General features: G+C 65.8%; 17 protein-coding genes. 8 read left to right on the plus strand and 9 right to left on the minus strand.

The window, feature by feature from the left end:
- Nucleotides 1-61: 61 nt before the first annotated feature.
- The 5 genes from LH475_RS10305 to LH475_RS10325 are packed head-to-tail and all read right to left on the minus strand — an operon-like array spanning nt 62 to nt 5,475.
- Entirely contained in the window at nt 62-1,105 is a 1,044-nt protein-coding gene (locus LH475_RS10305; protein WP_196843919.1) for an FUSC family protein, read from the minus strand.
- A 29-nt stretch (nt 1,106-1,134) separates the two neighbouring features.
- Nucleotides 1,135-2,277 carry a winged helix DNA-binding domain-containing protein gene (locus LH475_RS10310; RefSeq protein ID WP_196843918.1) on the minus strand — a complete coding sequence of 381 codons (1,143 nt, stop codon included), beginning with the start codon at nt 2,275-2,277 and terminating at the stop codon, nt 1,135-1,137.
- A gap of 44 nt (nt 2,278-2,321) precedes the next feature.
- Complete coding sequence (locus tag LH475_RS10315) at nt 2,322-3,926, minus strand: tripartite tricarboxylate transporter permease (protein ID WP_196843917.1); 1,605 nt, start codon at nt 3,924-3,926, stop codon at nt 2,322-2,324.
- Nucleotides 3,926-4,453 carry a tripartite tricarboxylate transporter TctB family protein gene (locus LH475_RS10320; RefSeq protein WP_196843916.1) on the minus strand — a complete coding sequence of 176 codons (528 nt, stop codon included), beginning with the start codon at nt 4,451-4,453 and terminating at the stop codon, nt 3,926-3,928. The genes LH475_RS10315 and LH475_RS10320 overlap by 1 nt, the downstream gene beginning before the upstream one ends.
- 2 nt (nt 4,454-4,455) lie before the next feature.
- Nucleotides 4,456-5,475 carry a tripartite tricarboxylate transporter substrate-binding protein gene (locus LH475_RS10325; protein ID WP_297413829.1) on the minus strand — a complete coding sequence of 340 codons (1,020 nt, stop codon included), beginning with the start codon at nt 5,473-5,475 and terminating at the stop codon, nt 4,456-4,458.
- A 159-nt stretch (nt 5,476-5,634) separates the two neighbouring features.
- Between LH475_RS10325 and LH475_RS10330 the strand changes: the two genes are divergently transcribed.
- Together LH475_RS10330 and LH475_RS10335 are read left to right on the plus strand one after the other, a co-directional pair.
- Nucleotides 5,635-7,311 carry an ATP-binding protein gene (locus LH475_RS10330; RefSeq protein WP_297413831.1) on the plus strand — a complete coding sequence of 559 codons (1,677 nt, stop codon included), beginning with the start codon at nt 5,635-5,637 and terminating at the stop codon, nt 7,309-7,311.
- Nucleotides 7,304-7,990, plus strand: a complete 687-nt coding sequence (locus LH475_RS10335) for a response regulator (RefSeq protein ID WP_196843914.1) — start codon at nt 7,304-7,306, stop codon at nt 7,988-7,990. Before LH475_RS10330 ends, LH475_RS10335 begins: the two co-directional genes overlap by 8 nt.
- On the opposite strand, the gene sepH is transcribed toward LH475_RS10335, so the two are convergent.
- On the minus strand, nt 7,991-9,172 hold the full coding sequence (gene sepH, locus LH475_RS10340; protein WP_196843913.1) for a septation protein SepH: 1,182 nt from the start codon (nt 9,170-9,172) through the stop codon (nt 7,991-7,993). It lies immediately after the preceding gene.
- A 199-nt stretch (nt 9,173-9,371) separates the two neighbouring features.
- Between sepH and LH475_RS10345 the strand changes: the two genes are divergently transcribed.
- Complete coding sequence (locus tag LH475_RS10345; RefSeq protein ID WP_196843912.1) at nt 9,372-9,665, plus strand: DUF4193 domain-containing protein; 294 nt, start codon at nt 9,372-9,374, stop codon at nt 9,663-9,665.
- Nucleotides 9,666-9,690: 25 nt separating this feature from the next.
- Here LH475_RS10345 and LH475_RS10350 read toward each other — a convergent pair whose 3' ends face one another.
- Nucleotides 9,691-10,143, minus strand: a complete 453-nt coding sequence (locus LH475_RS10350) for a DUF3093 domain-containing protein (protein ID WP_196843911.1) — start codon at nt 10,141-10,143, stop codon at nt 9,691-9,693.
- Between the two features lie 38 nt (nt 10,144-10,181).
- Between LH475_RS10350 and dut the strand changes: the two genes are divergently transcribed.
- The 5 genes from dut (at nt 10,182) to dxs (ending at nt 17,306) form a co-directional block, all read left to right on the plus strand.
- Nucleotides 10,182-10,691 (plus strand): dUTP diphosphatase, encoded by a 510-nt coding sequence (dut, locus tag LH475_RS10355; protein WP_196843910.1) that lies wholly within the window; start codon nt 10,182-10,184, stop codon nt 10,689-10,691.
- 35 nt (nt 10,692-10,726) lie between these two features.
- Complete coding sequence (locus LH475_RS10360; RefSeq protein ID WP_196844005.1) at nt 10,727-11,317, plus strand: DUF3710 domain-containing protein; 591 nt, start codon at nt 10,727-10,729, stop codon at nt 11,315-11,317.
- A gap of 130 nt (nt 11,318-11,447) precedes the next feature.
- On the plus strand, nt 11,448-12,176 hold the full coding sequence (locus tag LH475_RS10365) for a DUF3159 domain-containing protein (RefSeq protein ID WP_196843909.1): 729 nt from the start codon (nt 11,448-11,450) through the stop codon (nt 12,174-12,176).
- 217 nt (nt 12,177-12,393) lie between these two features.
- A complete protein-coding gene (locus LH475_RS10370; RefSeq protein ID WP_196843908.1) occupies nt 12,394-15,240 on the plus strand; it encodes an aconitate hydratase in 2,847 nt (948 codons plus the stop codon).
- A gap of 116 nt (nt 15,241-15,356) precedes the next feature.
- Nucleotides 15,357-17,306 (plus strand): 1-deoxy-D-xylulose-5-phosphate synthase, encoded by a 1,950-nt coding sequence (dxs, locus tag LH475_RS10375; protein ID WP_196843907.1) that lies wholly within the window; start codon nt 15,357-15,359, stop codon nt 17,304-17,306.
- A 91-nt stretch (nt 17,307-17,397) separates the two neighbouring features.
- Here the strand turns inward: dxs and LH475_RS10380 are convergent, their stop codons facing one another.
- Together LH475_RS10380 and LH475_RS10385 are read right to left on the minus strand one after the other, a co-directional pair.
- Nucleotides 17,398-19,566 carry a 3-hydroxyacyl-CoA dehydrogenase NAD-binding domain-containing protein gene (locus tag LH475_RS10380; RefSeq protein ID WP_196843906.1) on the minus strand — a complete coding sequence of 723 codons (2,169 nt, stop codon included), beginning with the start codon at nt 19,564-19,566 and terminating at the stop codon, nt 17,398-17,400.
- Entirely contained in the window at nt 19,563-20,768 is a 1,206-nt protein-coding gene (locus LH475_RS10385) for a thiolase family protein (RefSeq protein WP_196843905.1), read from the minus strand. Before LH475_RS10385 ends, LH475_RS10380 begins: the two co-directional genes overlap by 4 nt.
- Nucleotides 20,769-20,795 lie beyond the last annotated feature (27 nt).

The following is a 20,795-nucleotide window of genomic DNA, read 5'->3' on the forward strand; positions in this document are numbered from 1 at the left end:
TGTACCTTCAGATTCTCTGTGCCCTTCAGATTCTCTGTGCCCTTCAGATTTTCACTGCCGCTCAGGCGCGGTCGCCGACGATCTCCTCGCGCACCCGGCGCAGGTCTTCCATGAGCGAGCCGATCAGAATCCAGTGGTCCGGGTGCGGTGTCACGATGCGCAGCGGCGCGGTCAGGGCGAGCACGTCGGGTGCCGGCTGCTCCGGAACGACCGTGAGGTCACCCTCCGCGCGGGCGAGCAATTTGAGGTCGTGGGCCGCGCGAGCCAGCTCCCGGGAGAACGCCTGAACGCTCGGCTCGAGCTGTAGGGACTCGTCGTAGTGATCGTGCAGGGCCCGGGTCATGCCGATGGCGCGGGTCACGAGCGTCGGTAGCCGCTCGATCATCTCCTGATCGGCGTCGAGCGCCACACGGAGCCTGGCCTTGCGCGGGTTGAGCATGAGGCTCTCCTCCGCCTGCGCGATGGCCTTCTCGGCCGACGCGAGCATGGGGCGCAGCAGTCGCGCCTTGATCATCAATTCCATCAGGTCGATCGGGGTCTGCGGTGTGCGCAGCGCCTGGGCGATGCGGTCAAAGGTGTCGGCCAACTCGCGTGCCAGGAGACCGACGGCGTCGCGCGCGGGCGCAATCAGCACCGGGGGAACGATGAGCGCATTGATGACCAGAGCGATCCCCGCCCCGATGAACGTCTCAAAGATGCGATCGAGGGCGTACCCGGGCGTCGTCGCGCCGAGGGCGAGTACGAGCATAGCGCTGATCGGAATCTGGCTGGCCGAGACCGTTGACAGGCGGAGCGCCCACGCGACGAGGATGCTCACCACGATCGTACCGAGCACGACCCAGCTGGACTGGCCGAGGAAGAAGCCGATCGTCGAAGCGATGACGACACCGCCGATGACGCCCGCGGTGCGTTCGATCGCGCGGCCCAGGGTCTGATTGACGCTCGGCTGCACCACGAGCAGGGCCGCGATCGCGGCAAAAATGGGCAGGTCGTTGGGCAGCAGCAGCTGGGAGGCGACCCAAGCCAGGCCGACGGCGACGGCCATTTTCACAACCTGCAGCACCGGGAGCCGTTTGGAGATGCGCAGGGCCGAGGTAAGTTTCACTGGTCAAGGCTAACCCGTGGAAGGCTCCGTCAAACGGATGCCGGCGCCGACTGATATGGCACGCCGAGAAACCGGGCGTAGTCCTTGAGAGCGCGGCCGAAGCCCCGCTGCGTTCGCTCGGCCCGAGTCCGGGCGGCCGCCGTGGTCGGTTCGTCGAACAGCGAGGCCACGGCGGTGAGCCCCGACACCGCAATCTTCTTGCGCCAGGTTCCGACGATGCGGCCGTTCATGACAACGAGGGGAAGAAAGATTCCGTTCAGCCCGGGCACGACCCGGATGAGCTCCTCGGCAGCGATCACGCACGTGCGGTCGCGGTAGCCGAGCAGATACTCATCGAACCCGGGCAGCGCGAGCACTGGCGTGTGCTCGCGAGCACCCGCATCCGTCCTCGCTGCATCCGCTGCATCAGCGGCAAGAAAGTGGGGGACACCGTCGACCAGAACCTCGGTGAGCCTCGTTCTCGCTACGGCCAGACCGGTTTTAGCGTCGGCGACGGTGAGCTGGGACCACCAGGCGAAGTCGACCAGTGTCGCTGGCCCGTGGCCGACGAAATAGCGGTACACGAACTCGCCGAGGGCCTCGTCGCGCTCGAGCCGCCGCGGGTTCGGCACCCATTCGTCGAGCAGCACGAGCCCCTGCTGGGCGCCCACCTGTCGGCCCCAGCACAGGGTTCCGGTGAGGGCGAGGTGGGCGATCATGTGGTAGCCGCGCTGGCCCTCGGTCGACAGCCCCACAGCCTGGAGGATGGCCATGAATTCGGCGCGGCTGAGCTGTTTCTGACCGGTCAGCGCTGCGATCGCGGCCTCGCGTGCCCGTTCCAGCACAGCCGGGTCGAGGCCGAGCCGCTCGTTGATCGTGCGTGTTTTCGCAAGCAGCCGCGGTGTCGTGAGGCCCTGCATCCAGCTCAGTTCCCGGGCCGGAACAAAATGCAGCGTGCCACGCATCGGCCACGATCGCACGATTTTGCCAGCCGCAACGAGGGCCTGCACCTCGGCAAGTGTCGTGCCGGGGGAGCGCACGCCGAGGGCCCACTGACCCGCCGGGTAGTCCTGGGCCTGCACCGCGAGCATCCGCTCGGCGACGGCCGCCGCACCGGGTAGCGGAACCCCGGCCAGCCCCTGCGCCCGCAGGCGCAGGCGAACGACGTCGGCGCGGGAGACGACAGCTGGCATGACACCAGTATGCCGACTCCCGCGCTGTCTGAAGACGGCCTGCGCTACTTTCCGCGGCGACCTTGGCGCACCGCCTGAATCACCCGGGCGCTTCCGTCCGAGGTCTGGGTTCCGAAGGCGTCGAACTGGTCGGTGGACGGCCCGCTCGTGGGCGGCGCACCACGACCGAACCGTCGACGCAGCGCCTTGATGACCGGCGGAACGACCAGGAACAGCACGATCACGGTGTACACGACAACCGCGAGCGGTTCACTCAGCAACGCCGCCGGGTCGCCCGCACTGATCTGCAGGGAGCGGCGCAGCTGGCGTTCCATCTCCGGGCCGAGAATGGCCCCGACGATGATCGGCAGCACCGGAAACCCGAAGCGTCGGGCCATGTAGCCGAGCGCGCCCAGAATCAGCAGGATCACAATGTTGAAGGTCTGCATGCCCGCCGCGTAGGCGCCGAGGGTCGCGAAGAACAGAATGCCCGCATAGAGATACGGCCGGGGAATCCGCAGCAGCTTCGCCCAGAGCGGTGCGAGCGGCAGGTTGAGCGCGAGCAGTAGCGTATTGCCGATGAACAGGCTCGCAATGAGCGTCCAGACCAGAACAGGCTCGGTCTGGAACAGAAGCGGTCCGGGGTGGATGCCGTACTGGTTGAACGCGGCGATCATCACGGCGGCGGTCGCTGTGGTCGGCAGGCCGAGGGTCAACAACGGCACAAGGGTTCCGGCAGCGGAGGCGTTGTTGGCTGCTTCCGGGCCGGCGACGCCCTCGATGGCGCCATGGCCGAACTGTTCCGAATTCTTGGACAGCTTCTTCTCAGCCACATAGGACAAGAAAGTAGGAATCTCCGCGCCGCCGGCCGGGATGGCACCAAACGGAAAGCCGATGACGGTGCCGCGCAGCCACGGCTTCCAGGAGCGCTTCCAATCGTCCTTGCCCATCCACGGCACCCCGACCGGGATCGTCGCGGGCGTGCCATGACGCAGGTGCGCGGCGATCCACAGGGCCTCACCGACCGCGAACAGGGCGACGGCGATGACGACGACGTCAATGCCGCCGGAGAGCAGCGGCTGCCCAAAGGTCAGCCGCGGCTGGCCGGTCGTGCCGTCGAGGCCGACGAGTCCGATGGTGAGGCCGATGAACAGGGATGCGAGTCCACGAATGCGGCTTGCACCGAGCACGGTGCTCACCGCGACGAAAGCGAAGACCATCATCGCGAAGTACGAGGGGGCCCCGAGACCGATCGCGATCGCCACGACGAACGGGGCAACGAAGACCAGGGCGCCGGTGGCGAGCGTGCCGGCCACGAACGAGCCAATCGCGGCGGTCGCGAGTGCCTGAGCGCCGCGGCCGGCCTTGGCCATCTTGTTGCCCTCGAGCGCCGTCACGACCGAGGAGGATTCGCCGGGCGTATTGAGCAGAATTGAGGTCGTCGACCCGCCGTACATGCCGCCGTAGTAGATGCCGGCGAACATGATGAGCGACCCGGTCACGTCGAGCGCGTAGGTCAGTGGCAGCAGCAGGGCCACGGTCATGGCCGGGCCGATGCCGGGCAGCACGCCGACCGCGGTGCCGAGCAGCACGCCGATGAGGGCGAACAGGAGGTTCTGCAGGGTCAGCGCGTTGCTGAACCCCTCCATCAGCAGGGTGACGTTGTCCATCAGAGAATTCCCGTCAGGAGGCCGGCCGGCAGGTTGATGCCGAGGCCCAACACGAAGCCATAGAAGGTGCCGACGGCGAGAAGAATACCGATCACGAGCGCCCAGACCAAGCGCCTCGAGCCGAGTAGCAGGGCGGATCCGAAGAACAGCAGCGCGCTGCCGATGACAAAGCCGAGAAAGTCCATCGAGAGGGCGAAGACGAGGATCAGGCCGCCGAGGCCGAAAACGGTCGGCCAGTGGGCCTTCTGGGAGAGGTCGATGTCCTCGCCGTCTTCGGCGTCGGCGTGGCCGCCCCGCAGCACAGAGATCGCCAGGGCGATCGCACACAGGCCGAGGCCGATCGCAATGATCGTGGGAACGACCTGCGGTCCCATCACGCCGGCGTTGATGGCGGTATGACGAATGTTCGCGGTATCGACCGCGATCACAATCGCGATCACGGCGAGCAGGGCGGCGACGCCGAGCTCGGAGCGACCCTGCAGGCGGGCGCGCAGCCCCGAAGTCGGAACTGTGCTGGGGGCGGTCATGATTAGACCAGGCCCAGGGTCTTCAGTACGTCGGCCACACGGGTGTCCTGCTCGGTGAGGAAGGTGCTGAAGTCGTTGCCGGTGATGAAGGCGTCGGTCCAACTGTTGTCCTCGAGAACCTGCTTCCACTCGGGGCTGTCGTGCATGGCCGTGACGGCGTCGACGAGGCGGGCGATTTCGGCATCGGTCAGGCCCGGTGCGGCCAGGAGCCCTCGCCAGTTGGTGAAGACGAGGTCGATGCCCTCTTCGGTCAGGGTGGGGGCGTCGATGACGGGAACGCGCTCCTCGCTCGTGACGGCGAGCACGCGCAGGTCTCCCGACTTGATCTGTTCGAGGAACTCGCCGTAGCCGGAGGCACCGAACTGCAACTTGCCGCCGAGAATAGCCGGCAGTAATTCACCGCCGCCGTCATAGGCGACGTAGTTGACAGTCGTGGGGTCAATGCCGACGGCATCGGCGAGCTGCATCGGCAGCAGGTGGTCCGGGCCGCCCGGCGAGGAGCCGCCGCCGACGGCGAAGGTGGCCGGGTCAGCCTTCCACGCCTCGACGAGATCATCGATGGTTTCGTAGGGGGAGTCGGCCGCGACGAAGATGGCCCCGGCTTCTTCGATGAGTCCGGCGATCGGGGTCGCGTCGGCGACCTTGGCATCACCCTCGTTGGTGTACGCGGCCCCGACGACGCCGAGCCCCATCATGAGCAGAAAGTTGGCGTTGCCGGTTTCGGTCAGGGTACGGGCCAGGCCCACGGTTCCACCGGCGCCGGCCAGATTGGTGACCTCGGTGCCGGTGGCCAGGTCCAGATCGTCCATGACCTTGACCGCCGCGCGCCCGGTAACGTCGTAGCCGCTGCCCGGAGCGTTGGGAATCATGACCTGCAGTTTTTGGATCGGACCACTGTCGGTAGCCTCGGTGTTCTTGGCGCTGGTGACTCCGCAGGCGCTGAGCGCGAGTGCGACGGCGCCGGCGAGAACGACGGTGCCCATGTTGCGGCGCGGGCGCATGGTGCGTGCTGTGATTGGCATGCTTGAATCCTCTTCGATTTCTGGCGAGCCTCTTTGCTGGCCGGGATCAGCCTGCGTGCTGGGCCGGCCTGAGACAACTTGTGACGTTAGTGAACGTTTTGTAGCTTGTGGTTGCCCGCATCAATTTCGGTTTACCTCCACGATGAGGGATTATCTCTTATGGCTAAAGACGACCGAGGGGTTTTGATCCCGCGCCCACGCGGGTCGGTCATCCGTTCGAGCCGTCTGAGCCTGACCCGCCAACTGCTGCTGTTTCAACTCAGCCTGATCGCCCTCGTGCTCCTCGCCGTCACGGCCATTTCACTGGAGCAGACCCGCAGCAGCTTTGAAAGCGGCGCCCAGCGACGCATGCTGACGGTCGCCGAGTACACCGCCGCCAACCCGCTCGTGCGCAGTCTGCTCGACAGCACGGCGGTATCCCAGCAATTCTCCGTTCCGGTCGAGACCCTCCGCACGACAACCGGGGTCGACCAACTGATCGTGACGGATGCTGCCGGCCGTATCATCGCTTCACCCGCCGATCCGCGGCTGCTCGCGACCGGCCTGGCCATCGATCCCACTCCTGACGGGTCCGACGCCGCGTGGGCCGGCGTCGCCCCGCTCGGTACCAGGGACTACGTGGTCGCGCAGGTGCCGGTGCTCTCGAACTCCGGGGAGGTCGTGGGTTCGGTTGTGGCCGCCCGCCAGTTTCCGGCCGTGGCCGAACTGCTCGCGAGCGCGGCGCCGAACCTGCTCACCTATGTCGGGGTGGCCGGGGTGCTCGGCGTGGCCGGGTCGCTGCTGTTGGCGGCGCGGGTGAAACGGCAGACGCTCGGCCTGGAGCCGGAACAGATCGGCCGGCTGGTCGAGCATCGGGATGCCATGATCCACGGAATCCGGGAGGGCGTGATCGCCGTCGACGCCGATGGTCTCATCACGCTCGCCAATGACAGCGCCCGCAGCCTGCTCGGTCTGCCCGCTGACGCGGAGGGCCGGGCGATCGATACGGTGGGTCTCGATGACGAGGCGGTGCGGGCGCTGCGCCAACAGGACGTTGGCGAGATCGATACGGTGTTTGTGAACCGGGGGGTGCTGCTCGTGCTCAACCAGACGCTCATTCACCCGCCCAGGGCGCGGCCCGAGGTTGTGACGACCCTGCGCGACCGCACCGAACTGGTCACGCTCCAGCGTGACCTCGGCAGCAGCCGGCAGGCCACCGATACCCTGCGTGCCCAGACCCACGAGTTCGCGAACCGGCTGCACACCATTTCGATGCTCATGCAGCTCGGCGACACCGACGCGGCGGTGGAATACGTCGACGCCGTCACGCGTGACCGCACCGAGCTCGACAACTCGGTTCTGACCCGCCTGCAGGAGCCGGCGGTGGCCGCGCTCGTGATAGCAAAGACCTCGCTCGCCCGCGAACGTGGTGCGACGCTCGTGCTCTCGGCCGAATCGGCCCTGGCTCGGGTCGATGCCGACCTCTCAACCGACCTCGTGACGGTGATCGGAAACCTGGTCGACAATGCCCTCGACGCCGTTACCGGAGCCGGGGAACGCGGCGTTCGCCTCGATGTGCAGCCTCTCCAGGGTGCCATGCGCGTGACGGTGAGTGATTCCGGGCCGGGCATCGATACCGCGCTCATCGGCCGGGTGTTCGAGGTCGGTGTGACGAGTAAGTCGGCGCTGACCGGGGAGGACGCCCACGGCTACGGACTCGCGATCGTGCGCCTCGTCGCGACGCGTCGCGGGGGATCGGTGAGCTACCGGGCCGAGAACGGTGCAGTGTTCGAGGCGGTGCTCCCGATCGACGCGGCCCGGTCAGCCGAGGAGAAGGAGGAGCAGATCCATGTGTAACGTACTCGTCGTGGATGACGATTTCATGGTGGCCCGCGCCCACGAGCGCATTGTGGCGCAGCAATCAGGCTTCACCGCGGTCGGTGTCGCGGCGACCGGTTCCGACGCGCTCGCCCAGATTACCGGCAAAGCCCCGCACCTCGTGCTTCTCGACATGTATTTGCCCGATATGACCGGCCTCGACGTCATCCGCCGGGCGCGGGAGGCCGGGCTCGGTGTGGACTTTCTCGTGCTCAGCGCCGCACGGGAAGCCGAGATGGTCACCGCGGCTCTGCAGGGCGGCATCGTGAGCTATCTGCTCAAACCGTTCAAAATCACCGAGCTGCAGGTTCGGCTGGTTGGGTACGCCGAACGGCGTCGACTGCTGGGCCGCAGTGGTGACCTCAGCCAGAGTGATCTTGACCAGGCGCTGGGACGAGCATCCGCTCTACCGGCCACGGAAACGGTCTCCACCCTGCCGAAGGGCCTGAGCAAGGAAACGGCGGCGCTGGCCGCTACCGCCCTGGCCAGCCGCGAACTCGACCTGGCCGCGTCGGAGTGTGCCGAACTGCTCGGCCTGTCACGGGTGGTGGCCCGCAAATACCTCGAGTACTTCGTCGATTCCGGTCAGGCCACCGTCAGCCTGCGCTACGGCCAGACCGGCCGCCCCCAGCGTCGTTACTCGTGGCTGGCCGGTTAGTCAGCCGAGGTCGTCGTCGGTCCGTGCACCGAACACGATTTCGTCCCAGCTCGGCATAGAGGCACGGCCGCGTTTGGGCGTCGTACGTGCGTGGTTGGTACGACCGTGGTTGGTGCGTTCCTGCGCCCGGGCGGCCTGATTGGCCCAGGCGTTGCCGGTCGGCTCGGGAGTGGTGGCCGGCGCCGCACTGGAGTCGTCGGTGACGGCGGCGTCGGTCGGTGTCGCCCGACGTGGTTGGAGCGTTGCCGCTTGCGCTGAATGGTGCGTGGGAGTCTGCGTGGGGTGCTGTGCTGACGCGGATGCCGTCGGCTTGGCCGCCATCGCATCCCCGCTTGACGTCGCCTCGCGTTCACCGCGTCGACGACGCAAGGATTCCAGAAGGTCGGCGGTCTCGCTCATGTTCGAGGTCGGCTCAGCGGCGCGCTTGATCGCCGCCTTCGACACCGCATCGTCCCGGCCCAGCGAGCGGGAGTAGGGAACGGCCTCAAGGTTCGGGCTGGTGTCGTTCAGAATTTCATCGGCGAGCGATTCCTTGAAGTTGAAGGCGTTGCTGTCGAAACGCGACACGTCGGCAGCACTCGTCTCGGCGCCCACCGCGCGCAGCCGCGGAATGAGCGAGCCCTTGAGCTCGCCCTGCTGCGACAGCGCGACCGCCTCGCTGCCGACCGGCGACAGGGAATTCTTTTTCGGTTCGAAACCCCAGCGGGCATCGTGGTCGATTTCGTCGGCGGTGAACGACAACTTGACGATCCAGCCGCCGTCGGGCTCTTTCCAACTTGCCCAGCGTTCACCGGTCGCGCCGATTGAGGCGAGACGTTCCCGAATGACGCTGCCAAAGTTGACGTTTTCGTCGATCGGGTCGGGATCGATGGCAGTGTGCACGGGAACACTCAACGCCGACGAGACGATGTATTCTCGCTCGGCCACGACCGGGCCCTCGAAGCGGCGCACGTAGTCGAGCGACGCCCCGGTGACCGCGGCGACGTCCTCAGCCGACATCCCGGAGCGAATGTGCGCCTGAACTTCCCGCGGAGACACCTTGGGAGCGTTGACGCGTTCCGTCTGGGTTTGACGAAGCCGGGACTGAAGAACCTCGTCGATGGCGATGCGATATCGATCGCCATCCTCGGACGCTGCGAGCAACGCACCGTTCTCAACCCCAATAACCTTCAATTCCTGCATGAAGACAAGCCCTCTCGCGATTACCGTTGGATGCAAGACTGCCACGGGTTGGTGCCTTTTGCGGGAATACGCCGGGCGTGCCGCAAGTTGTTTCTTCGTGTCCGAATAGAAAAGTTGGCGGACGGTTTGCAATTCCGTCTGGATTGTTGGAAACTGTGGCCGCCGATTTCGTTTATCGGCGTAACTGAAATGGATGGGCATGGCAACCGATTACGACGCACCCCGAAAGACTGAAGACGACTCTGAGTCGATCGAGGCCCTCAAGGAACGTGTGCCAGACAAGATGTCCGGCAGCGTTGATGTCGACGACTCCGACAATCCCGGTGGGTTCGACCTTCCGGGCGCCGACCTGTCCGACCTGGACCTCGATGTCGTCGTTCTACCCGCGCAGGCCGACGAGTTCACCTGCGTGAATTGCTTCCTCGTCAAGCACCGCTCGCAGATGGGCCACGGAACCAAGCTCGGCACCATCTGCCTGGAGTGCGACTCCTAGCTCGACTGCACCAGCACGATCTGCTTCACCCCACGTTGGCCGTTCGCGATTCATTGATCGCGGCGGCCAACTCTGTTGGGTGTCGGCTGGAGATGACCCAATACGGTGCGGGGTCGGTCGCATCCACGATCGGCACACGCACGATCGGGTCGATCCAGCCGCGAATGAGCAGCCATGCTCGGGCATCCAATCGAGGTCCGCGCTCCTGGGTGGCTTCGGACTTCTCGTAGACCGTCGCTTCGCCCAGCAGACGGGTGGAGATCGAGGCCGGCCCGGCGATCAATTCGCCGTTCTGCACGCGCACGACCGGCGCGGCCAGCACGAGCAGCACCACACAGCCGCCGTACAGAACGGCGGCCGTGACGATGCCGGCAATCAGGGAGATCGGCACGAGCACGAGAATGCTCGCTGGTATCACCAGGGCGGTGACGATGAAGGCCCAGGCGTTGGGCCACAGTTTTTCGCGGTAATCAGGCATGGCTCTATTCGATCAGATATCTGCACTACCCTCGACACGTGGCAGAAAGCGTCGAAGTACTGATCCAGGCATCCATCCTCCCGAACTACGCACATCCCGGTGATGCCGGGGCCGACCTGCACGCGGCCGAGGCTCTCGTGCTCGCCCCGGGAACCCGTGCACTTGTTGGTACCGGCGTGTCGATCGCCCTTCCCGACGGTTTTGCGGCGTTCGTCGTTCCCCGCAGCGGCCTGGCCATCACGCACGGCATCACCATCGTGAACGCCCCCGGAACAGTGGATGCCGGCTACCGTGGTGAAATCAAGGTCGCCCTGCTGAACACGGACCGTAACGAACCGTTCACCATTGCGATCGGCGATCGCATCGCCCAACTCATCGTGATGCCCGTCGCCCGCGCCGCCTTCATTGCCGTCGACAAGCTGCCGGGCAGCCAGCGCGGTGAGGGCGGTTTCGGCTCGACCGGCATTCTGCCGGGTGCCGCAAGAAGCGCCCACGACAACGCACCAGTGATGGGCGCAGCCGCCCCGCAGACAGGAGATAACCGGTGAGTGACATCACGAACCCGGGGGAGTTCCCCGAAACCATGCCGAAATCGGCACCAGAGGACCGCGAGACCGAGGGCCCGTTTGATGAGTCAGAGGCCAACCCGGTGCGCCCATACGTCGACCTCGGCGGAATCAAGATTCTCCCGCGTGAGGGCCTGCACCTGCGCCTCGAAATTGAAGAGGGCAGCAAACGTGTTGTCGCCATTGGCCTCGACTTCGCCGGTTCCACCCTGCAGGTACAGCCGTTCGCCGCGCCGCGCTCGAGCGGCCTGTGGCACGAGATCCGCGACCAGATCGCCGATCAGATCGGCAAGCAGGGCGGCACGACGACCCCCCGCGAAGGCCCGTTCGGCCCCGAGCTGGTCGCCGAGATCCCCGTCGCGGCCGGTCAGGAAGCGGGCGGCGTTTCCCGCCTCGCGCGCTTCATCGGCGTCGACGGCCCGCGTTGGTTCCTGCGCGGCGTTATCGCCGGTGAGGGAGCGATCGACCCCGCCGCAGCAGCGCAGATCGAAGACCTGTTCCGCAGCATCGTTGTCGTGCGCGGCTCCACCCCGATGCCGCCGCGCGACCTGATTCCGTTGCGCATGCCGGCCACGCCGGCCGGCGCGACTGAAACCACCGCCGGCTAACCAGACCATGAGTGACACCCCCACAGATCAGCCAGATCAGCCAGGTCAGCCAGGTCAGCCAGGTCATCCAGGTCAGCCAAAGCAGCCAAAGCAGCCCGAGCTACCCGCCGAGCCCAACGCTCCGGCTGCCGTGCCACCGAAGGCCTCTGAGCTTTTCGCCGAGTCGATGGCCGGCGCGGCGCGGCGCGCCGGGTTCGGCGCGGCGACCGAGGGGGAGCCGATCAGCGGCCGGGCCCTGCTGGAAGCGATGGGCGGAATTCGCGGTCTGATGGAAGCGGTGCTGCCCGGCCTGGTCTTTCTGATCACCTACTCGCTCACGATCGACCCATCGACCGACGTGACGAGCGACCCGATCGGCACGCTGCTGCCGTCGCTCGTGGCGCCGCTCGTGATCGGCGTGGTCTTCGTGGCGCTGCGCGCGATCACCAAACAGACTACGACCCCGGCCCTCGGCGGTCTGGTCGGAACTGCCATCAGCGTCGCCCTGGCGCTGTTCTCCGGCAAACCGTCCGATTTCTTTTTGGTCGGCCTGTGGACCAACGCCGGCTACGGCGCCGCCCTGCTCATCTCGGTGCTCGTGCGCTGGCCCCTCATCGGCGTGGCCGTCGGTTTTTTGATGGGCGACGGTGTCGCCTGGCGCCTCGACGCGTCCAAGCGCCGCGTGCTGACCATTCTCACCCTGTGCTGGACCGGCCTCTTTCTCGGACGCCTCGCCGTGCAGCTGCCGCTCTACCTCGCCGACAACGTCGAACTGCTCGCCTCCATGAAGCTTCTCATGGGTATCCCGCTCTACGCGCCGCTGCTCGTGATCTCCTGGCTCATGGTGCGTTCGGTCTATCGCAGATCGGATGCCGCCTGAGCGGTTGAGCCAGGTCTATGGAAAGCCTGCGCCCTGCTAGAGTTATCTTGACGTCAAGATAGTTACTCGGTGCTGACTCGCCGGCGTGACTCGATGGAAAAAGGCAGCCCCCGGCATCCGCTGGTTAGGTTCGCCTTGCTGGCACGAGGCTGTGGCAGCGCACAAGAATTATGGATTGCCGCCGGTATCCCGTCGGCTCCACAACGGAGAGGGCATTGTGTCGGATTCAACAAATACCGCGGTAAATAGCTTCGGAGCCAAAGACACCCTGCGCGTCGGTTCGACGGACTATGAGGTCTTTCGTCTGGACGCGGTCGACGGTTATGAATTATTGCCGTACAGCCTGAAGGTGCTGCTGGAAAACCTCCTCCGCACCGAGGACGGCGCCAACATCACCGCCGAGCACATCCGTGCCCTCGGCGCGTGGGTCCCCACCGCGGAGCCCGACACCGAGATCCAATACACGCCGGCTCGCGTCGTCATGCAGGACTTCACCGGCGTTCCCTGCATCGTCGACCTCGCCACCATGCGCGAAGCCCTCGTCGAGCTCGGCGGCGACGCCAAGAAGATCAACCCGCTCGCCCCGACCGAAATGGTCATCGACCACTCCGTCGTCGCGGACCTGTTCGGCACGACCGACTCGTTCGAGCGCAACGTGGAGATCGAGTATGAGCGCAACGGAGAGCGTTACCAGTTCCTCCGCTGGGGCCAGACCGCGTTCGACGACTTCAAGGTCGTCCCGCCGGGAACCGGCATCGTGCACCAGGTCAACATCGAATACCTCGCCCGCGTCACCATGACCCGCGAGGTAAACGGCGTGCTGCAGGCCTACCCCGACACCTGCGTCGGCACCGACTCGCACACGACCATGGTCAACGGCCTCGGCGTGCTCGGCTGGGGCGTCGGCGGAATCGAAGCCGAGGCAGCGATGCTCGGCCAGTCGGTTTCCATGCTCATACCCAAGGTTGTCGGTTTCAAGCTCTCCGGCATCATTCCGGCCGGCGTCACCGCAACGGATGTCGTGCTCACCATCACGCAGATGCTCCGCAAGCACGGCGTCGTCGGCAAGTTCGTCGAGTTCTACGGGTCGGGCGTTGCCTCCGTACCGCTCGCCAACCGCGCCACCATCGGCAACATGAGCCCCGAGTTCGGCTCGACGGCCGCCATGTTCCCGATCGACGATGTCACCCTTGGCTACCTGCGCCTGACCGGCCGCAGTGACGAGCAGGTTGCTCTCGTCGAGGCGTACTCGAAGCTGCAGGGTCTCTGGCACAACCCCGATCAGGAGCCGATCTTCAGCGAGTACCTCGAGCTCGACCTCTCCACGGTCGTTCCCTCGATCGCCGGACCGAAGCGTCCGCAGGACCGCATCATCCTCTCCGAGTCGAAGTCGCAGTTCGAGCGAGACCTGGACAACTACGCCAACGCGCCCGTCTCCCTCGTCGACGCGGCACTAGAGGGTACGTTCCCGGCCTCCGACCCGCTCGGCCTCACGTCACAGGACGAAGAGACCGCGCACAACCACGCGTTCGAAAGCGGCCTGGCCCGTCACACCAGCCACCCCACCAAATCGCACCCGCAACCGACCGACGTCATGCTCGCCGACGGCCGTGAGTTCACGATCGACAACGGTTCCGTTGCGATCGCCGCGATCACCTCCTGCACCAACACGTCGAACCCGAGCGTAATGCTCGCGGCCGGCCTGTTGGCCCGCAACGCGAGCCTCAAGGGACTCAAGAGCAAGCCGTGGGTCAAGACCACGCTCGCACCGGGCTCCAAGGTCGTCACCGAGTACTACGCGAAGGCCGGCCTGAACGGCTACCTCGAAGACCTCGGCTTCTACCTCGTCGGCTACGGCTGTACCACCTGCATCGGCAACTCGGGCCCGCTCGAAGACGAAATCTCCGCCGCCGTGCAGGAGAACGACCTCGCCGTCACCGCCGTGCTCTCCGGTAACCGCAACTTCGAGGGACGCATCAACCCCGACGTGAAGATGAACTACCTCGCGAGCCCGCCGCTCGTCATCGCCTACGCCCTCGCCGGTACGATGAACTTTGACTTCGACACCGACTCTCTCGGCAAGGACACCGGTGGCAACGACGTGTTCCTGAAGGACATCTGGCCCGACGCCGACGAGGTGCAGAAGACCATCGACGAGTCCATCGACTCGAACATGTTCGAGACGCAGTACGCCGGCGTCTTCGAGGGTGATGAGCGCTGGCAGTCGCTCGAGACGCCCGTGGGCGACACATTCGCCTGGGACGCCGAGTCAACTTACGTGCGGAAGCCGCCGTACTTCGACGGCATGAGCCTGGAAACCAGCCCGGTCGTTGATATCTCTGGTGCTCGCGTTCTCGCCAAGCTCGGCGACTCCGTCACCACCGACCACATCAGCCCCGCCGGTTCGATCAAGGCCGACGGCCCCGCCGGCCGGTACCTGGCGGAGCACGGCATTGAACGTGGCGACTACAACTCCTACGGCTCGCGTCGGGGCAACCACGAGGTCATGATTCGCGGAACGTTCGCGAACATCCGCCTGCGCAACCAGCTCCTCGACAATGTCGAGGGTGGTTTCACCCGCGACTTCAGCGTCGCCGGAGGGCCAAAGGCCGACATCTACGATGCCAGCCAGAACTACCAGGCCGCCGGAACCCCCCTCGTCATCTTCGGTGGCAAGGAGTACGGTTCGGGTTCCAGCCGTGACTGGGCAGCCAAGGGTACGAGCCTGCTCGGCATCAAGGCCGTCATCGTGGAGAGCTTCGAACGCATCCACCGCTCGAACCTCATCGGCATGGGAGTTGTGCCCCTGCAGTTCCCGGTGGGCCAGAGCGCCGACTCGCTCGGTCTCGATGGCACGGAGATCGTCTCGATCTCCGGCATCACCGAGCTGAACAACGGCAAGACCCCGAAGTCCGTGCACGTCACCTGCGCCCCGAGTGAATTCTCGGCCGCCGGCAAGGCACCGGTCGAGTTCGACGCCATCGTGCGCATCGACACCCCGGGCGAAGCCGAGTATTACCGCAACGGCGGTATCCTGCAATACGTGCTGCGCTCGCTCGTCTGAGCCAGCGCCTCGCTCCACCAGTACGACACCGGCGCGTAGACTCGATTCATTCGGGACTACGCGCCGGTGTGCTTGCGGAACAGTCTTGATGAACAGCTACGTGAAAGGTGTGACGGATGATCCTTCTAGAGACGATTCACGGTCCCCGGGACCTCGATGGTCTCTCGAAAGAACAGCTGCCCCAGCTGGCCGCCGAGATCCGTTCCTTTCTCGTGCGGGAGGTTTCCAAGACCGGTGGGCACCTCGGGCCGAACCTCGGCGTCGTCGAACTGACCATTGCCATCCACCGGGTCTTTCACTCTCCGACCGACGCGATCGTCTTCGACACCGGCCACCAGTCCTACGTGCACAAGCTGCTGACCGGACGCCAGGATTTCAGCAAGCTCCGACAGTTCGACGGGCTCGCCGGCTACCCACAGCGCTCCGAGTCCGAGCACGACATCGTCGAGAGTTCGCACGCCTCCAGCTCACTGTCGTGGGCCGATGGCATCTCGCGAGCCTACGAGATGACGGGCCAGAACGACCGGCACGTTGTCGCCGTCGTCGGCGACGGAGCACTCACCGGCGGAATGACCTGGGAAGCGCTCAACAACATCAGCGATGACAATACGCGCAAGCTCATCATCGTGGTCAACGACAACGGTCGGTCCTATGCGCCGACCATCGGCGGCATGGCGCGCTTTCTCAATACCATCCGTACCCGGGCCAGCTACCGGGATGCCTACCTCACGAGCAAGGACGTTTTCGATCGCCTCGGTGCGCCCGGTCGGGCCGTCTGGCGTGGTGTGCGTGGTGGCATGCACGGCTTCCTCGCCCGGGTCACCAACAATGAGGCCCTGTACTCCAACCTCGACATCAAATACATCGGCCCCATCGACGGGCACGACGTGCACGCGATGGAAGAGGCCCTCTCCCAGGCCAAGGGCTACGGCGCGCCGGTCATCGTGCATGCCATCACCCAAAAGGGCAAGGGTTACGACCCCGCCGTGCAAGACGTCGCCGACCAGTTCCACGCGGTCGGACAGATCGACCCGGAAACCGGCGAATCCGTCGAGGAGCCGGGCGCGGCATCCTGGACCTCGGTCTTTGCCGACGAACTGTTGCGGCTGGCGATCGAGAATGAGCGCATCGTGGCCATCACCGCTGCCATGCTCCGCCCGACCGGGCTGCACAAGATGGCCGAACGTTTCCCCTCCCGCGTGCACGACGTGGGAATCGCAGAACAGCACGCGGTGACCAGCGCGGCCGGCCTCGCCTTCGGCGGTCTGCACCCCGTCGTCGCGCTCTATGCGACGTTCATCAACCGGGCCTTCGACCAGGTGCTTATGGACGTCGCCCTGCACCGGGCCGGCGTCACCTTCGTGCTGGACCGCGCCGGGGTCACCGGACCTGACGGCCCCAGCCACCACGGCATGTGGGACCTCGCCATTTTGCAGGTCGTGCCCAACATTCGTCTGGCCGCGCCGCGCGACTCCGTGCGCCTGCGCGAAGAACTGGCCGAGGCCGTCGTCACTGACGACGGGCCAACCGTGCTGCGCTTCCCCAAGGGCAGCGTCGGGCTCGAGTTCGAGGCCATTCGTCGCCTCGAGGACGGCGTCGACGTTCTTCAGGAAGCGACTCAGCAAGACGTACTCATCGTCACCGTCGGCCCAATGGCGGCGATGGGCCTTGACGTGGCCGACCGGCTGGCGGCGCAGGGCATCGGGGCGACGGTCGTCGACCCGCGCTGGGTCGTACCGGTCCCGCGCAGCATCGTCGCCCTCGCGGCCGCGCACCGCATCGTCGTCACGATCGAGGACGGTATCCGGGTGGGTGGAATCGGCACCCGCATCCGCCAAGACCTGCGCGAAGCCGGCGTCGATACGGCAGTGACCGAACTCGGCCTGCCCGACCAGTTCCTCGGCCACGGCACCCGCGCCCAGATTCTTGAGCGGGTCGGACTGACCCCGCAGGCGATAGCCCGCGACGTGGTCGCCATGGTGCTCGGCAGCAAGATTCCGAACGCCCGGCCGCTGCCCTCCAACCACACCGACACCGGTGCTATCCGGGTAAGCCGCCGCGACTAACCCGCCTCCCGGGCCCGGAAAGCGGGCCCATGATAGATCATGGGCCCGCTTTCATAAGGTGGGCCGGGCGGGGAGACCGGCCCGGTGGGTGCTAGCTGCGCGTGACCGCCGGCAGCTGTACGCCGATGCCGCGGATCGGTGGCGTGTGGAACGTGTCGCCGAACACCCGCTCGCTTGCGCCGACCCGGTCGAGGTACGGGGTGATCCCGCCCATCTGGAACGGCCAGCCGGCGCCGAGAATCATGCAGAGGTCGATGTCCTCGGCCGCGTGCACGACGTCGTCATCGAGCATCCGCTTGATCTCGTCGACCAGGCCATCTTCGACCCGCTGCAGAATCTGCTCCGCCGTCATCGGCGTGGTACCACCGGCGACGATCTTGAGCGCGCCCCTGTCGAAGCCGGTGCGGCGGCCCTTGGCGTCGCGTTCGAGAATCTTGCCGTGCTCAGCGAGCTTGTGCAGGTTGTCGCTCTCAAAGAATCGGTCGGGGAACGCCGCGTGGTGTGTGTCGAGCACGTGAGCGCCCACGGTGAGTCCGACGAGCTCGAGTAGCTCGAACGGGGTCATTGGCAACCCGAACGGCGCCACAGCGGCTTCCACGATCTCGAACGGAGTTCCGGTATCGACGGCGTGCATCGCTTCGCCAAGCAGTTTGGCAAGCACCCGGTTGACTACGAAGCCGGGTGTGTCTCGGGTGATCACCGCGTTCTTGCGCAGCTTGCCGGCAATGACCATGGCCGTGGCGAGTGTGATCTCGTCGGTCTGCGGTGTGTTGACCACCTCGATGAGCGGCATGACCGCGACCGGGTTGAAGAAGTGGAACCCGAGCAGGCGTTCCGGGTGGGCCAGCTTCGACCCGATCTCCTCAACCGAGAGCGACGAGGTGTTCGTGGCCAAGATGGTCTCGGGGGAAATGAACTTTTCGATTTCGGCGAACACGGACTGCTTCACGCCGATTTCCTCGAAGACGGCCTCGATCACCCAGTCGGCGTCGGAGAACAACGACCTGTCTGTCGTGCCGGTGACGAGCGCGCGCAGCCGGTTGGCTTCGTCGGGGGAGATGCGATTCTTGGTCTGCAGGGCGGCGATCTCGTCGTGGATGTACGCCACCCCCTTGTCGACGCGGGCCTGGTCAAGGTCGGTGATGACGACCGGCACCCGCAGTCGACGCACGAACAGGAGTGCGAACTGGCTGGCCATGAGGCCGGCGCCGATCACACCGACCTTGGTGATCGGGCGGGCCAGCTTCTTGTCGGGCGCACCCGCGGGCCGCTTGGCTCGTTTCTGCACGAGGTTGAAGGCGTAGATGCTGGCCTGCAACTGGTCGCCGGCGATGAGGCCGGCCAGGGCATCGTCCTCACGCTGGAAGCCTTCGGCACGACTGCCGCTCTTGGCTGCCTGCAGCAGGTCGAGTGCGACGTACGGCGACGTCGCAACCTCGCCGATGCGGTTGACCAGCATCTTGCGCGCGATGCCGACGGCGACATCCCACTTGACGAGACGCTCGATCTTGCCGGGCGCGTTCGGGCGGGATACCTTCGTGCTGCCGGCGATCACACCGTCCGCCCATGCGATGGAGTCTTCGAGGAAACGCGCCGAGTCGAACATGACATCGGCGATTCCGAGCTCAAGAGCATCCGCTCCGGTGAGGGTGCGGTTGTTCTTGAGCGGGTTCTCGATGATGACCTTGAGGGCGTTTTCGATGCCGATCAGGTTGGGCAGCAGGTACGAGCCGCCCCAGCCGGGAATCAGGCCGAGAAAGACTTCGGGCAGCGCGATCGCGGGCACGGCCGCGTCGACCGTGCGGTACCCGGCGTTCAAGCCGATTTCGAGCCCGCCACCGAGCGCGAGCCCGTTGATGAATACGAACGACGGCACGCCGAGCGTGTCGAGCTTGCCGAGTGCGTGGTGGCCGAGCTGGCTGAGCAGTTTTCCCGCTTCCAGCGAGGGGATCTCGGCGACCTTGCTGAGATCGGCCCCGGCAGCCAGAATGAACGGCTTGCCGGTGACGGCGACACCGTGGATCTCGCCGCGCCCGGCCCGAGTGGTCAGCTTTTCCATGGTAGCGGCGAACTCGAGCAGGGTGACCGGGCCGAGCGTATTCGGCCGGGTGTGGTCCCGCCCGTTGTCGAGGGTGACCAGGGCCAGGGTGCGGCCAGCACTCAGCGGCACGTCGCGCACGAAGGAGTGTGTAACGATCTCATCGCCGGAGATCGCAACGAGGGAACTGAAATCGAGGGAGTTGTAGTCGGTGGTGCTCATCGCTTGGCTGCCTTCTTGTTGAAGTGCGGGTTTTCCCAAATCACCGTGCCGCCCTGGCCGAGGCCGATACACATGGCGGTGAGGCCGTAGCGCACCTCGGGGTGCGACTCGAACTGGTGGGCGAGCTGGTTCATCAGGCGCACGCCCGACGAGGCGAGCGGATGCCCCACCGCGATCGCTCCACCGTATTCGTTCACGCGGGGGTCGTCGTCATCGATACCGAAGTGGTCGAGAAAGGAGATGACCTGCACGGCGAATGCTTCGTTGAGCTCGAACAGGCCGATGTCGGTGATGGACAGGCCCGCCTTGCGCAACGCCTTCTCGGTGGAGGGCACCGGGCCAAGGCCCATGACCTCCGGCTCCACTCCGGCGAAAGCAAAGCTCGTCATGATCATTTTCACGCCGAGGCCGAGTTCCTTGGCCGTGGCGCCGCTGGCAAGCAGGCAGGCGGAGGCGCCGTCGTTGAGGCCGGAAGCGTTGCCGGCCGTGACGCGGCCGTGCGAGCGGAACGGGGTGCGCAGGGTGCTCAGCCCCTCCATTGTGGTCTCGGGGCGGGGTGCTTCGTCGCGGGTCGCGAGGCCCCAGCCGGATTCGCTGCGCGTGGCAACTGAAATCAAGTCGGGCTGAATATTTCCGGCGTCATATGCCGCGGCCACCTTCTGCTGGCTGCGCAGGGCGAACCGGTCGGAGCGTTCCTTGGTGTACGACGGGAACCGATCGTGAATGCGTTCGGCGGTCGCGCCCATGTTGAGGGCGTCTTCGCTGACCAGCCGCTCGGAGAGGAACCGCGGGTTCGGGTCGGCCCCGAAGCCCATCGGGTGGCGGCCCATGTGCTCAACGCCGCCGGCGATGGCAAGGTCGTAGGCACCGAAACCGATCGATGACCCCATTGAGGTGACCGCCGTCATGGCCCCGGCGCACATTCGGTCAATCGCGAAACCGGGAACCGATTTCGGCAGACCCGCCAGCAGGGCGGCCGTGCGCCCCAGGGTCAAACCCTGGTCGCCAGTCTGGGTCGTGGCCGCGATCGCGACGTCGTCGATACGTTCCGGCGGCACCCCCGCGTTGCGTTCCATCAGCCCGATAATCGCCTTGACCACGAGGTCATCGGCTCGGGTGTTCCAGTACATGCCCTTTTCGCCGGCGCGTCCGAACGGGGTTCGAACTCCGTCCACAAAAACGACTTCTGCTCTCTCGGCCACAATGCCTCCCGTAGGTGATTCACTCAG

The sequence above is a fragment of the Cryobacterium sp. genome (assembly GCF_026786305.1).
Classification (GTDB): domain Bacteria; phylum Actinomycetota; class Actinomycetes; order Actinomycetales; family Microbacteriaceae; genus Cryobacterium.

Coding starts and splice junctions, on each gene's coding strand:
- LH475_RS10380 (WP_196843906.1), bottom strand. CDS start 19,566: ATGAGCACCACCGACTACAACTCCCTCGATTTCAGTTCCCTCGTTGCG.
- LH475_RS10330 (WP_297413831.1), top strand. CDS start 5,635: ATGGCTAAAGACGACCGAGGGGTTTTGATCCCGCGCCCACGCGGGTCG.
- LH475_RS10360 (WP_196844005.1), top strand. CDS start 10,727: ATGCCGAAATCGGCACCAGAGGACCGCGAGACCGAGGGCCCGTTTGAT.
- dxs (WP_196843907.1), top strand. CDS start 15,357: ATGATCCTTCTAGAGACGATTCACGGTCCCCGGGACCTCGATGGTCTC.
- LH475_RS10350 (WP_196843911.1), bottom strand. CDS start 10,143: ATGCCTGATTACCGCGAAAAACTGTGGCCCAACGCCTGGGCCTTCATC.
- sepH (WP_196843913.1), bottom strand. CDS start 9,172: ATGCAGGAATTGAAGGTTATTGGGGTTGAGAACGGTGCGTTGCTCGCA.
- LH475_RS10315 (WP_196843917.1), bottom strand. CDS start 3,926: ATGGACAACGTCACCCTGCTGATGGAGGGGTTCAGCAACGCGCTGACC.
- LH475_RS10320 (WP_196843916.1), bottom strand. CDS start 4,453: ATGACCGCCCCCAGCACAGTTCCGACTTCGGGGCTGCGCGCCCGCCTG.
- LH475_RS10345 (WP_196843912.1), top strand. CDS start 9,372: ATGGCAACCGATTACGACGCACCCCGAAAGACTGAAGACGACTCTGAG.
- LH475_RS10310 (WP_196843918.1), bottom strand. CDS start 2,277: ATGCCAGCTGTCGTCTCCCGCGCCGACGTCGTTCGCCTGCGCCTGCGG.
- LH475_RS10335 (WP_196843914.1), top strand. CDS start 7,304: ATGTGTAACGTACTCGTCGTGGATGACGATTTCATGGTGGCCCGCGCC.
- LH475_RS10325 (WP_297413829.1), bottom strand. CDS start 5,475: ATGCCAATCACAGCACGCACCATGCGCCCGCGCCGCAACATGGGCACC.